The following is a 13,529-nucleotide window of genomic DNA, read 5'->3' on the forward strand; positions in this document are numbered from 1 at the left end:
CGCGTCATTGAAAATACACAGGTCAGAGCGGCAAAAACGGGTAATCCCGACGATAATGCGGCAACTTAGAGAATACGGGCAAGAGTTCTTGAAAACGCCGTTTCATGTGGTATTATCCCGTATCGCTGCAATCAAGACCATGCAGATGCGAAGGAGTACAGAATGGCAATTCCCCAATTGAGCGCCGAAGAGCGCCAGGCCGCACTCGAGAAGGCCAAGGCTGCTCGCATCAAGCGCGCCCAGGTTCGCGACGATCTTAAATCCGGCAAGCTTTCCCTGGAAGACGTCCTCGGAATGAAAGACGATCCCATCGTCGGCCGTATGAAGGTCTCCACCCTGATCGAAACCCTTCCCGGCTACGGTAAGGCCAAGGCCGAGAAGATCATGGGCGAGCTGAAGATCGCCGAAAGCCGCCGCCTCAAGGGCCTCGGCGAGCGCCAGGAGGCCGCTCTGCTCGAGCGTCTCCGCTAAAACGGGTTTCTTTCAAACAAAGGGGGATTCATGCGCAAAGGGAACCTTTTCGTCATATCCGGCCCTTCGGGCGCCGGCAAGGGTACGCTCGTATCTCGTCTTCTCGAGCGGGTTCCCGGCGCGTGGGTTTCCATTTCCGCCACGACGCGCGCGCCGCGCGAAGGCGAAGTGGACGGCGTGCATTATCTGTTCGTGGACGATGCCGAATTCGACCGTATGGTCGAAGAGGGCGGTTTGCTCGAGTGGGCCCAGGTCCACGACCATAAATACGGCACGCCGCGCGCTCTGGTCGAATCCCACATGGCCGTCGGCGACCAGGTTATTCTCGAAATAGACGTGCAGGGCGGTTTCCAGATCAAGGAAAAGAACCCCGACGCGCATCTCGTATTCATCGAGCCTCCTTCGCTCGACGAACTCGAACGAAGGCTGCGAGGTCGCGGCACCGAAGACGAAGACAGTGTCGTGCTGCGCATGCGCAACGCCGAACTGGAGCTTTCGCGCAAAATGGAGTATGATATACAATTCGTGAACGACGATATCGATGTCTGCACCGATGAAGTGGTGTCCTACATCGAACGCCAGGCTACTATATAGACGAGGAACGTAGATTTATGAGCATCATCGACCCCAAGATCGACGTCTTGCTGGACGCCACCGACAACGACCGATTCCTGCTGTGCTCTCTTGCTTCCAAGCGCGCGCATGATATCAACGACATGATGCGCGGTCAGCGCGATCGCGCCATCCAGCTTTCGAGCGCCGTCGAAATCGCCAAGGCGAACAACAAGAAGCCGCTTTCCATGGCTTTCGCCGAAATCGCCCGCGGCGAGGTTTCTTACGACCCCGAGACCATCGATATTTCGCAGCATTAAGCCGCGTTCCAGCTATCTGCTACAGGCCCGTTCATCGGGCCTTTTTCATCTTATGGCGGAAGGCTTCGCCGCCGTTTCCGCCGTTTTGGACCGCGTCGCGCCCGCGACGCCGCGAAAAGAAGGATGACCATGCCTCAGTTTCAACGCATCAGCCTCGTGCACTACCACGAGCTCGGCCTGAAGGGCCACAATCGCGCTGCGTTCGAGAAGCGCCTGATGTACAACATCCGCACGCTGCTCGAAGACGCGCCCGTAGAAAAGGTCACGCGCATTTCGGGCCGCGTGCTCGTGATGTATCTGCCCGACGCCGATACCGACGCCGTGTCCGAGACGGCCGACCTGCTCGCCAGGGTGCCGGGCGTCGCGCGCGTGTCGTGCGGCTTCGTTTGCGAGCGCGACCTCGATACCATGTACGCCGCCGCGGACAAAGCCCTGCGCGAAGCGGGCGCGTTCTCTACGTGGAAGGTGGTCGCGCGCCGCAGCCACACCGACTTCCCGGTCGATTCCATGGAGATGAACCAGCTCGTCGGCGCGTATCTGTGCGAACGCCATCCTGATAAGCCGGTGCGTATGAAGCACCCCGACGTCGAAGTGCACGTCGAAGTGGTGCAGGGCCATGCCTACATCTATGCCCAGAGCATTCCCGGCGTCGGCGGCCTTCCCGTGGGAACCGCCGGCAAGGTGGTGTGCCTGCTTTCTTCCGGCATCGATTCGCCTGTTGCCATGTGGCGCATGGCGCGCCGCGGCGCCACCTGCATCGGCGTGCATTTCTCGGGTCGCCCGCAGACGGCCTCCACGTCGGAATACCTGGTCGACGACATCGCGCACGTGCTCGAACGTTTCGGCGGCATCGCGCGCGTGTACGTGGTGCCTTTCGGCGACTATCAGCGCGATATCGCCGGCATGGTGCCGCCTGCGCTGCGCATCATCATCTATCGCAGGCTCATGATGCGCATCGCCGAGCGCATCGCACGCAAGGAAGGTGCGAAGGCGCTCGTGACGGGCGAGAGCCTCGGCCAGGTCGCTTCGCAGACCCTCGACAACCTCGCCGCCACCAACGCGGCGGTCGATATGCAGATTTTCCGTCCGCTGATCGGCAGCGACAAGCTCGAGATCATCGCTGACGCCCAGAAGCTGGGAACGTTCGAGATCTCGAGCGTCCAGGCGCCCGACTGCTGCACGCTGTTCATGCCTCGCAGCCCGGAAACGCACGCGAAGATCGCCGACGTGGAGGCCGCGGAGGAAAACCTTCCGTGGAAGGAATGGGTCGACGAAATCATGGACCGTCTGGAACTGCACGAGTACCGTTGCCCGTCGTCGTATAAAAGCGCCAAGCCTGCCCAGGTCGCGCCTTCCGCGGCCCAGGTAGGCGAGCTCTCGTCGCTCTCCTAGGGTTTTCAGCTGCCGGTTGGAACGAGGCACGGATGCGGCCGGGTTCGTTGCGGAGGGCCGATGAATCGGTGCCGGGTCCGTCCGGCATCATCGCGGTATTCCCGAACAAGGAGGCCGCCCATGTCTTTTCCCGAACGGATGCCGCAACGCCCGTTTTCCGACGCGCCCGCCAAGACGCGTGCGGCGGCTTTGGCGGGCGCGGCCGTTCTTTTGATCGTGGCCCTCGGCGGCGCGGCCGTCGGGCTTTCGACGTGTTCTTCGCAGCCCGCGCTGGTCGTCACGGGCGTGGACGAGCCCGCCGAAGGAGGGGCTTCGAATGCGCAGGACGATCCCGCCGATGCTTCCGCGGGAGGCGAAGGGCGGCAGGATGCTTCGTCCGAAGCATCCGATGCGGAGTCCGATATCGCATCTGTCGCCGTATATGTGTCGGGCGCAGTCGTCGCTCCCGGCGTATACGAGCTCGCGGACGGTTCGCGCGTATGCGATGCGGTGGATGCCGCAGGCGGCCTGCGCGACGACGCCGCGGCCGATGCAATCAACCTGGCGCGTAGGCTTGCCGATGGCGAGCAGGTGTCCGTTCCGACGAAAGACCAGGTCGAATCGGGGCAAGGGGTGATCGCCGCGGCGGTCGAGGGGGCGGCGCCCGCATCGCCTTCGCTCGTCAACATCAATACCGCCGACGTGGGCGAGCTCGATGCGCTTGCGGGAATCGGGCCCGCCACCGCCCAGGCCATCGTCGACGAACGCGAGGCGAACGGGCCTTTCGCCTCGGTCGAAGACATCATGCGCGTCAGCGGCATAGGCGAGAAGAAGTTCGCCAAGCTGAGAGAAAGCATCTGCGTGTGATGAGGATGCTCGACGAAGGCGCGCTCGAACGCCGCGACGCAGGCGCTGTTCCCGTCCGTCCGTCTGCGCCTCTCGCGTTCTTCTGCGCCCTTGCGGTATGGGCCGCGGCGGCGGCGCTGTTTTTCGCGTCTTACGATCCCGAGCGTCCGCTTCCCGAAGCGCTCGCGCCGGGCGTGTGGACCTTCGAGCTGGTCGAAGACGCCCGAGAGGGGGAGTTCGGCTACAGCGTGCCCGCCCGTGCGATGCGCGACGGCGAGCGCTTCGACGTCAGGCTTTTGTACCGCGGGGAGAAGCGCTTCATGGCGCGCGAGCGTTTCGAAGCGTATGCGACTTTCGACGCGTTTTACGAGGCGAACGCGATGCGTTTCGCCCAGCAGGGACTCGTGGCCGACGCGCACGTCGTGGGCGACATAGTCGCGGCGCCGTGCGGCATGCTCGGCCCCCTCGTCGAACTGCGCCGGTGGGCGTCGGGGCTTTTCGACGGCATGGATTCTCGCGGCGCGGCGCTCGTGCGGGCGCTCGTGACGGGCGACCGGGTCGATTTGGACCGCGACGGCATGTATGACGACATGAAGGCGGTCGGCCTCGCCCATATGGTCGCGGTGTCGGGATCGCATCTGGCGGTGGTCGCGGCGCTTGCGGGCGGGGCCATGAAGCGCTTCGGCGTGCCCAAGCGTCTCGCCACGGTGTTGATGTGCCTTTTCTACGGCGCCTATGCCGTGTTCACGGGGCTGTCGGCGCCCGTCATCAGGGCGGCGGCCATGTCGTGCATCGTGGTTTCGTCGTTTTGGGCCCGTCGGCGCTCGTCGGCGCTTGCGGCTCTGTCGGCGTGCGTATGCGTGCTTATAGGGTTGAATCCGCACAACGCGCTGTCGCTTTCGTTCTTCCTTTCGGCCGCTTCGACGTTCGGCGTGATCGTGTTCACGCCCTTGTTCGCGTCGTGGCTCGACCGCGCGTGCGCGGGCCGATGCGCGTCCGTCTGCGAGGCGTTCGCCCTGACGGCGGCCGCGAGCCTTCCGATCGCGCCCGCCACGGTGGCCGTGTTCTCGCGCATCGCGCTGATCGCCCCGCTCGCGAATCTGGCGGCGGCGCCCGTGTTCTCCCTGTTGCTCGTAGGGGGCATGGCGGCGCTTCCCGTGTGCGCGGCGGCGCCGTGGGCGCAGCAGGCGGTTCTTGGAGCGCTCGCTTTTCCGGCCGAGGCGCTGTGCGCCGCGGCGGCGTTTTCGGCCGGCCTTCCGTACTCGTCGCTTCCCGCGACGGGCGACATCGTGTCGGCGGGGGCTCTCGCGGCGTGCGTCGTCGCGGCCCTTTGGGCCTGGTGGCCGGCTCCGAGCACGCGAACGATACGAGGGCTTGCCTGCGCGGCGGCAGCGCTCGCGCTCGCATGGTTCGCCTTCGCCCCCTTCGCCGCGCAAGACGAGGTGGTCATGCTCGACGTGGGGCAGGGCGATGCGGTTCTCGTACGCAGCGGCGGCGCATCGCTGCTGGTCGACACGGGAAATAGGGAGCAGATGCTTTTATCCGCCCTGGCCCGCCACGGGGTGTCGTCGGTGGACGGCGTGCTCGTGTCGCATCACGACGACGACCATTGCGGCTGCCTCGAGACGCTCGCTCCGTATCTTTCGGGCGACGTCTTTCTTGCCGACGGCGTGCTTTCGTGCGGATGCGACGATTGCGGCGAGCTGTCGGAGACGGCGCGCGAAGCGGCCGGGGCGAGCCGCGTCAGGACGCTTCGCGCGGGCGATGCGGTGCAGGTGGGCAGGTTCTCGTGCACGGCGGTCTGGCCGTACGAATTCGAGGAAGAGGGCGGCAACGCCGACAGCCTCTGCCTGCTCGTCGAATACGATGCGCAAGGCGACCGGATTCCCGAGACGAGCGTCCTTCTGACGGGCGACGCGGAGGCGAGCCAGATACGCGAGATGCTCGACCGCGCGGGCATCGTGCGCGTCGACATTCTGAAGGCCGGCCATCACGGCAGCAAAGCGGGCGTCGACGAGGGCTTCGCCGACAGGGTGAAGGCGAAGGTCGCGCTTATCAGCGCGGGCGCGAACAACCGCTATGGCCACCCTTCGCCTGAAGCGCTCGAGGAGTTCGATCGCGCGGGGATGCGCGTCTTTCGAACCGACGAGCAGGGGGATGTGACGTGTCGCTTCGAGGGCGACGAGGTGGAGGTATTCGTACAGAAAGGATGACGCGGCCGCGCCCGCGGGCGCGATGCGCTACACTTGGAGTCATGGCTGGAAAAGACGCACTGCTCAGTGCATACCTCATCAACGGAGAAGACGAACTCAAGCGCGAAACCGTGCTGAAGCGTCTGCGCGCCCGCATCGCCAAGCTCGGCGACATCGATTTCAACTGCGATTCGTTTGACGGAGAAACGGCATCAGGCGTCGATATCGTTTCCGCATGCAACACTATGCCGTTCGCAAGCGATGTCAGGCTCGTGGTCGTTTCGGCGGCCGACGCGCTGAAGAAGGCCGATGCCGACGCCGTCACGGCGTATCTGGCGTCGCCCTCGCCGACTACGGTCTTGTGCCTCGTGGCCCGCAAGCTTGCGAAAAACACCAGGCTCTATAAGGCCGTGGCCGCGGTCGGGCCACGCGCGGTGATAGATTGCGCGCCCGTCAAGAAATACGAGCTCGCCCGCAACGTGCGTGCCATGGCCGTGACGCACGGCATCACGATGGACGACGCCGCCGCGCAGCGTCTGGTCGATCTGGTCGGCGAAAACACCGTGCGCATCGACGCCGAGCTGAAGAAGCTCGCCGTGGCGCACGGGGAAGACGGCCGCCCGCTCGGGCCGGCGGACGTCGACGCCATGGTGGCCCGCACCGCCGAGGCGAAGCCGTGGGAGTTCACCGATGCGTTCGCCGCGCGCGATATCGCGACATGCGTCCGTTTGCTGCCGAAGATGGAATCGACGTCCTCGTATGCCTTGATCGGCATGTGCACGACGCGTATCAGGGAGTTGATATGCGCCCATGCGCTCGCCGCGCGCGGCGAAAGCGGGGCGAAGCCCCTCGCCGCGCATCTGAAGGTTCCCGAGTGGCGCGTGAAAAACCACGGTTCGTGGGCGCGTCGTTGGAAGGCATCCGAGCTGAGGCGCGCGCTGTCTTCGGCGCGCGACTGCGAGCAGGCAATGAAGACCGGCGCCGATCCCGACGCCGCCTTCCTCGAATGGATGCTGGCGACGCTTCGCCGCTGATGCCGGTCCGCGTGCTCCCCGGAGGCTTTTTCATATGAGATGAAAGGGAAAGCATTTTTCTCTTGACGTCCGGGTTCTCTCCCCGTATAATTTGATGTCGCTTTTGCGTGATGCGGGCCTTGTCCACATGCCCGTCGCGCCCGAGCGCCGTGGTTCGGCGCGAGGGCGTACCTGCGCTCAAGCATGCGGCACCGATGCCGCGAAGGCGAAGGCCTCGAAGGGCGTTTCGCTTCCATCACCCCAATGAAAACTGGAGGAAAAACTGTGGCAAACATCAAAAGTCAGAAAAAGCGTATCCTGACCGCCGAGAAGGCCCGCCAGCGCAATCGCGCTGTCAAGTCCGAGCTCAAGACCGCCGTCCGCCGCGTGCGCGAGGCTGTCGAGGCTAAGGACGGCGTGAAGGCTTACGTCGCCGCTCAGGAGGCTTGCCGTCTGCTCGACAAGGCCGCTTCCAAGGGCGTCATCCACAAGAACCAGGCCGCTAACCGTAAGAGCGGCGTCATGGCTCTCGCCAACACCGTGGTGACCGCCGAGGACATCGCGGCTGCCCCCAAGCGCGAGAAGAAGATGCCCGTCGCCAAGGACGGCGGCAAGAAGGCCGCCAAGAAGGCCGCCAAGAAGGCCGCTTACGAGGCTGCCGCCAAGGAGAAGGCCGTCCGTCGCGAAGCTACCCTGAAGGCAGAGGCTGCCGCTCATGAGGCCAAGGCCAAGGCTGAGGCTGAGGCTGCTGCCGCCGAGGCCGCCGAAGAGGCCGCTGAATAAAGCAACTCGCGGTTTCCACCGCACATTCAAGGGGAAAGAGGCTCCGATTCGTCGGAGCCTCTCTTTTATATAGGCTCGCATCGATTCGAAGCCGCGCGGATGACGGGCCGCCCCTCCCATGCGCGTTTTCCTGTTTTTCCGAGCGTCGCGCATGCAATCGGCTAGGATAATGCCGACAAGATAGGAGACACGATGAATTACCATAACGTCAAATTCGCTGCCGCCTACGGAACGTCCTCCCAGCTTCCCGCGTCGACGCGTCCCGAAATCGCATTCGTCGGACGTTCGAACGTCGGCAAGTCTTCGCTGCTCAACAAGCTTTTCAATCGCAAGAAGCTCGCGAAGGTGTCGTCGAAGCCCGGCAAGACCTCCACGATCAATTTCTTCGATGCCGAAGGCGCGCATTTCGTCGACCTGCCCGGATACGGCTACGCGCAGGTGTCGAAGTCGGAGAAGCTGCGCTGGGCCGAGATGATTAACGGCTATTTCGAGCAGGACCGCGACTTCACGCTCGTGGTTTCGCTGATCGACATCCGCCATCCCGCGACGAAGCTCGACGTGCAGATGATCGACTTTCTGAAAGAGGCCGAGCTGCCTTTCATGGTGGTTCTCACCAAGGCTGACAAGCTGAGCAAGACCCAGATGCTTCGTCAGGTTTCCGCCCTGCGCAAGCAGCTCGCTTTCGGCCCCGAAGTCGAAGTCGTGCCGTGCTCGTCTGAAAACGGCACCGGCATCGACGATTTGAAGAAGGTCATCGAGGGCTATTTGGCGCAGGCTTAGCCTTTCGGCCGCCGAACCGTCGCGTCCCGGCGTATCGAGCGATACAATACACGGCGACGAAAACGCCTTCGAGGCTATGCATCCGACAACGCATCGCGCGCAGGCGCGGTATCGAGGAACGAACAGGACATCATGGCAACCGACCCCCGCTTTATCAGGAACTTCAGCATCATCGCCCATATCGACCACGGCAAGTCGACGCTTTCCGACCGCGTTCTCGAACTGACGGGTACGGTGTCTTCGCGCGACATGACCGAGCAGCTGCTCGACAGCATGGATATCGAACGCGAGCGCGGCATCACGATCAAAAGCCAGGCCGTCCGCGTCGACTACACGGCCGACGACGGCCAGGTCTATCAGTTCAACCTGATCGACACCCCGGGCCACGTCGACTTCACCTACGAGGTCAGCCGAAGCCTCGCCGCATGCGAAGGCGCCGTGCTGGTGGTCGATGCGACGCAGGGCGTCGAGGCCCAGACCGTGGCGAACGCCATGATGGCGATGAATGCCGACCTCGAGATCATTCCCCTGATCAACAAGATCGACCTGCCCGCCGCCGAGCCCGAGCGCGTCAAGGGCGAAATCGAAGACGGCTTGGCCATTCCTGCCGACGATGCCATTTTGGCGAGCGGCAAGACGGGCGAGGGCATCCCCGACCTTCTCGAGGCCGTGGTGCATATGATTCCCGCGCCCGAAGGCGATCCGAACGCCCCGCTGCGTGCGCTGATCTTCGACTCGTATTTCGACGCATATCGCGGCGTGGTCGCGTTGGTGCGCGTGGTCGACGGATCGATCAAGAAGGGCGACATGGTGCGCCTGGTCAACGCGGGCACCGAAATCCAGGTCGAAGAGGTGGGCGCCCGCCGTCCCGCCGAAATCGCCCTGCCCGAGCTTTCGGTCGGCGAGGTCGGCTACCTGGTCACGGGGCTCAAAGACGTTTCCCAGGTTCGCGTGGGCGATACGATCACGGCCAAGGCCGGCGGCGTCACCGAGCCTTTGCCCGGCTACCGCGAGGCGAAGCCCATGGTGTATACAGGCCTGTTCCCGATCGACGGCGACCAGTACGAGGCGCTCAAAGAGGCGCTCGAGAAGCTGTCGCTCAACGACCCCGCGCTGATCTGGGAGCCCGAGAACAGCCATGCTCTGGGCTTCGGCTTCCGCGTCGGCTTCCTCGGCCTTCTGCATATGGAGGTCATCAAGGAGCGTCTCGAGCGCGAGTTCGGCCTCGACCTGATCGCGACGGCCCCGAGCGTGGAATACCATGTCTACAAGACCAACAAAGACATGGTGAGCCTGCATTCGCCCCAGGATATGCCCGACCCGTCCGAAATCGACCACGTCGAGGAGCCGTATCTCAAGGCCACCATCATGATTCCGCCCGATTACGTGGGCGCCGTGATGGACCTCACGGTGGCGCACCGCGGCACGTTCAAGACCATGAACTACCTGTCCGCCACCACGGTCGAGATGATCTGGGAAATTCCCTCGTCCGAGCTGATCCTCGATTACTTCGACCAGCTCAAGAGCCGCACGAAGGGCTACGCGAGCCTCGATTACGAGTACCTGGGCTATAAGCCCGGCGCCCTGCAGAAGCTCGATATCCTGCTTTCCGGCAAGCCGATCGACGCGCTGTCGTTCATCGTCCACAAGGACAAGGCCTACGACCGCGGCCGCGTGCTGTGCGAGAAGCTCAAGGAAATCATTCCGCAGCAGATGTTCGAGGTCCCCATCCAGGCCGCCGTCGGCGGCCGCGTGCTGGCGCGCCAGACGGTCCGCGCGAAGCGCAAGGACGTTCTTGCCAAGTGCTACGGCGGCGATATCTCGCGTAAGCGCAAGCTGCTCGAGAAGCAGAAGGCCGGCAAGAAGCGCATGAAGGCCATCGGCAACGTCGAGGTTCCCCAGGAGGCCTTCATGGCCATCCTCAAGGTGGACGAATAGGCCGGAATCGGCTTCGCCGCGTCCGCCCTTCGATTCGCGGGCATGCGGCATACAACGACATAACAACCCGTCGACGGTTTCGCGAAGCGGAACCGTCGTTGTTTGGAGGCGTTTGCATGGAGACGAAAAGCGTCGCGTCGATCTTTTTCACCGGAGCCGGCACGACGAAAAGCGTGGTCGAGCGCGTGTGCGAGGGGCTGGGCGGTTGCGATGGGCGTTTCGACATCACTCCGCTGGCAGCCACGGTCGACCGCGCGTTCGAACCGGGCGATATCGCGGTGATCGGGGTTCCTTCGTACGGAGGCCGCGTTCCCGCGCCCGCCGTCGAAAAGATCGGGGCATGCCGAGGAAACGGCGCGCTGGCCGTGCTGGTCGCGACGTACGGCAACCGCGGCATCGACGACACGCTGGTCGAGCTCGCCGACGCCGCGCAGCGCGCGGGCTTCGTCGTCGCGGCGGCGGCCGCGTTCGTCGCGCATCACAGCCTGATGGTCGATACGGCCGTTGGCCGCCCCGATGAGCGGGATGCATCCGACATCGACGACTTCTGCGTCCGCGTTCGCGAGAAGATCGCAGCCGCCGCCGACGCGCATTCCATGGTGTGCCCCGACCTGCCGGGAAACAGGCCGTATAAGGAATTCGGCGGCGTGCCGTTCGTCCCCGAGGTCATCGGAGGCTGCACGTCGTGCGGCATATGCGCCCGGGTCTGTCCGACCGGCGCCATTCCCGAAGAGGTTCCTTCCTCGACCGATGCGTCGCGGTGCATCTCGTGCATGCGATGCGTGCATGCGTGCCGCCTGAAGGGCCGAAGCATCAAGGGAATGAAGTACAAGATCGCGAAATTCGTGTTCGCCCGTAAATTCAAGGCGCGCCAAGGCTCGCGCATGTATCTTTAACGTCGAAGCGGCCGAGCCTGCGCAGTCATTCCTTGCGCTCGCGGCCTTCATCATGCCGTATCGCATCGCGATTCGGCGCATGGTTCCATTCGAGGGAGGACGGCAATGCCACACGACCCTTATAAAGCGCTTTATATCCATCTTCCGTTCTGCAAGCATCGTTGCGCGTACTGCGATTTCGCCACGCGCGCGGTCGATCGGGACAGCCCGGAAATCGGGGAATACATCGAGCGGCTCATCGTCGATATCCGCCGCAAGGCGAAAGAGGGCGAGCTCGCGGCCATCGAGACGGTGTATCTCGGCGGCGGAACGCCTTCCTATATCGGTTCGAAGCATCTTTCGAACCTGCTGTACACCTTGGGCGTCTCGATGGATCTGACTCCCGACGTGGAATGCTCCATGGAGGCCAATCCGGAAAGCATCACGCCCGAACTGATCCGCGATATCTACGCGCTCGGCGTGAACCGCCTGTCCATCGGCGTGCAGAGCTTCGACGACGGCCTGCTTCGCACGCTCGACCGCGTCCATGACGGCGCGCGCGCCGAAGAGGCCGTGCGCATGGCTCAGGAGCGCTTCGAGAACGTGTCCGTCGATTTGATGTGTGGCATCCCGGGCCAGACGCCCGAGATGTTCCTCGAAAGCTTGAACAAGGCGGTCGATCTGGGCGTGACGCATGTCAGCGTCTATCCGCTCACCATCGAGGAGCACACGCCGTTTCAGAAGATGGTCGACAAGGGGCAGATTGACGACGTGGACGAGGAGCAGGAGGCCCTCATGATGTCCATGGCGCCCAATGTATTGGTGCCCGCAGGCTTCCATCGTTATGAGGTGGCGAGCTATGCCAAGGAAGGCTACGAGTGCAAGCACAACATAGCCTACTGGACGGGCGTGCCGTATCTCGGCCTCGGCTTGTCGGCCGTCACGATGACGCAGAACGACGCGCGCCGCATGCGTGTCCAGGACGGCGAGGTGGTCGACGACTTGAACCGCCGTCAGATGGCCGCCGAAGACCTCATGATGAAGATGCGCATGTGCCGCGGCGTTTCCGAGGAAGAGGTGCGCGAGGCCGCTTTGCTGCTTCCCACGGTCCAGGAGACGTTCAGGGGGCTGGTGCGCGACAATCTGGTCGAGCGCAAGGACGGCCGTTTCGTGCCGACGTTCGGCGGCTGGCTTCTGGGCAACGAGCTGTATGGGAGGATCTATGAACTGGCTCCGTAAGTTCGCTGCCGCGTATCCGTCGGCTGACGTTTCGGAAAGCCCCGCGCATCGCGATGTTCCCGTGCTGCTTGCACCCATGGCGGGCGTGAACGACTTGGCGTTCAGGCAGCTGTGCGTAGAGTGCGGGGTCGATCTGACCTATACCGAAATGGTGTCGTCGAAGGCGCTTTCCTTCGCCAACGAGAAGACGCGCCATCTGCTCGACCGCGCTCCCAACGAGAAGCGCGTCGCCGTGCAGCTGTTCGGCCACGAGCCCGCCACCATGGCGCGCGAAGCCGCCTGGGTGGAAGAGCAGATGGGCGATGCGCTCGCTTATATCGACATCAACATGGGATGCCCTGCGCGCAAGATCGTGAAAAAGGGCGACGGCAGCGCGCTCATGACGACGCCCGATACGGCATGCGAGATCGTGCGCCAGGTGTCCGCGGCGGTCGAGCATCCCGTGACCGTGAAGTTTCGCAAAGGCTATCGCGAAGGCGAAGATATTGCCGTCGAATTCGCGCGCATGATCGAGGATGCGGGCGCTTCCGCAGTCGCGGTGCACGGCCGCACGGCCGCCCAGTTCTATAGCGGCGCGGCCGATTGGGATACGGTGGCCAGGGTGAAAAGCGCCGTGTCTATTCCAGTCATTGGAAACGGCGATGTGCGCGGCGGCGCCGATGCCGTGGCGATCGTTGAGCGCACCGGCTGCGACGCGGTGATGATCGGCCGCGCCGCCCAGGGCGACCCATGGATTTTCGCGCGCGTGAAGGCCGCCTTGCAGGGCGGGGAAGAGCCCGCTTCGCCGACGGTCGAGGAGCGCGTTTCCATGGCGCATCGGCATGCCGAGATCTTGTCGCAGCGCATGGGAAACAATCTCGTGTACATGCGCAAGCACGTGATGTGGTATCTCCACGGCATTCCCGGCGCGGCGCATGCGCGCGGCGAGTTGAACCGGTGCGTGACGCTGGCCGATTTCGACCGCGTGCTGGAAGGCCTGCTCGAAGACCGCTCGCGCATCGAAGCGGAAGAGGCGGCGTATCTCGGCAAGGCTTCCGTGTAACGCGGACGTTTCTTGCGGGGCTATGGAATTTCGTCACGGCGCCGCGTTGCGCAGGATAAGGGGAAACGCTGGTCGAAAGTCAGTTTGGATTTATCGAATATGCATTT

13 protein-coding genes are annotated in these 13,529 nt (G+C 63.7%); all 13 read left to right on the forward strand.

The window, feature by feature from the left end:
• The first annotated feature begins 162 nt into the window (after positions 1-162).
• The 13 genes from mihF to dusB all read left to right on the forward strand — a co-directional run bounded on the left by mihF (position 163) and on the right by dusB (position 13,422).
• Positions 163-471, forward strand: a complete 309-nt coding sequence (mihF, locus tag DMP07_RS00425) for an integration host factor, actinobacterial type (protein WP_123197196.1) — start codon at positions 163-165, stop codon at positions 469-471.
• 30 nt (positions 472-501) lie between these two features.
• On the forward strand, positions 502-1,065 hold the full coding sequence (gmk, locus tag DMP07_RS00430) for a guanylate kinase (protein WP_123197197.1): 564 nt from the start codon (positions 502-504) through the stop codon (positions 1,063-1,065).
• 17 nt (positions 1,066-1,082) lie between these two features.
• Positions 1,083-1,343 carry a DNA-directed RNA polymerase subunit omega gene (locus tag DMP07_RS00435; RefSeq protein WP_123197198.1) on the forward strand — a complete coding sequence of 87 codons (261 nt, stop codon included), beginning with the start codon at positions 1,083-1,085 and terminating at the stop codon, positions 1,341-1,343.
• Between the two features lie 129 nt (positions 1,344-1,472).
• Entirely contained in the window at positions 1,473-2,735 is a 1,263-nt protein-coding gene (thiI, locus tag DMP07_RS00440) for a tRNA uracil 4-sulfurtransferase ThiI (protein WP_123197199.1), read from the forward strand.
• A gap of 120 nt (positions 2,736-2,855) precedes the next feature.
• On the forward strand, positions 2,856-3,581 hold the full coding sequence (locus DMP07_RS00445; RefSeq protein WP_161956986.1) for a ComEA family DNA-binding protein: 726 nt from the start codon (positions 2,856-2,858) through the stop codon (positions 3,579-3,581).
• Positions 3,581-5,773 carry a DNA internalization-related competence protein ComEC/Rec2 gene (locus DMP07_RS00450; RefSeq protein ID WP_123197201.1) on the forward strand — a complete coding sequence of 731 codons (2,193 nt, stop codon included), beginning with the start codon at positions 3,581-3,583 and terminating at the stop codon, positions 5,771-5,773. The genes DMP07_RS00445 and DMP07_RS00450 overlap by 1 nt, the downstream gene beginning before the upstream one ends.
• A 41-nt stretch (positions 5,774-5,814) precedes the next feature.
• The gene (holA, locus tag DMP07_RS00455; RefSeq protein ID WP_123197202.1) at positions 5,815-6,786 is read left to right on the forward strand and encodes a DNA polymerase III subunit delta; all 972 of its coding nucleotides are present in this window, start codon (positions 5,815-5,817) and stop codon (positions 6,784-6,786) included.
• A gap of 264 nt (positions 6,787-7,050) precedes the next feature.
• A complete protein-coding gene (rpsT, locus tag DMP07_RS00460) occupies positions 7,051-7,548 on the forward strand; it encodes a 30S ribosomal protein S20 (protein WP_123197203.1) in 498 nt (165 codons plus the stop codon).
• Positions 7,549-7,740: 192 nt separating this feature from the next.
• A complete protein-coding gene (yihA, locus tag DMP07_RS00465; RefSeq protein ID WP_123197204.1) occupies positions 7,741-8,328 on the forward strand; it encodes a ribosome biogenesis GTP-binding protein YihA/YsxC in 588 nt (195 codons plus the stop codon).
• 132 nt (positions 8,329-8,460) lie between these two features.
• Positions 8,461-10,266, forward strand: a complete 1,806-nt coding sequence (gene lepA / locus DMP07_RS00470) for a translation elongation factor 4 (protein ID WP_123197205.1) — start codon at positions 8,461-8,463, stop codon at positions 10,264-10,266.
• A gap of 116 nt (positions 10,267-10,382) precedes the next feature.
• The gene (locus DMP07_RS00475) at positions 10,383-11,162 is read left to right on the forward strand and encodes a 4Fe-4S binding protein (RefSeq protein ID WP_123197206.1); all 780 of its coding nucleotides are present in this window, start codon (positions 10,383-10,385) and stop codon (positions 11,160-11,162) included.
• A gap of 105 nt (positions 11,163-11,267) precedes the next feature.
• The gene (gene hemW / locus DMP07_RS00480; RefSeq protein WP_123197207.1) at positions 11,268-12,380 is read left to right on the forward strand and encodes a radical SAM family heme chaperone HemW; all 1,113 of its coding nucleotides are present in this window, start codon (positions 11,268-11,270) and stop codon (positions 12,378-12,380) included.
• Positions 12,352-13,422: a tRNA dihydrouridine synthase DusB gene (gene dusB, locus DMP07_RS00485; RefSeq protein ID WP_244594792.1), complete on the forward strand. Its 1,071-nt coding sequence runs from the start codon at positions 12,352-12,354 to the stop codon at positions 13,420-13,422. Before hemW ends, dusB begins: the two co-directional genes overlap by 29 nt.
• Positions 13,423-13,529 lie beyond the last annotated feature (107 nt).

Source organism: Slackia faecicanis (assembly GCF_003725295.1).
GTDB lineage: Bacteria > Actinomycetota > Coriobacteriia > Coriobacteriales > Eggerthellaceae > Slackia > Slackia faecicanis.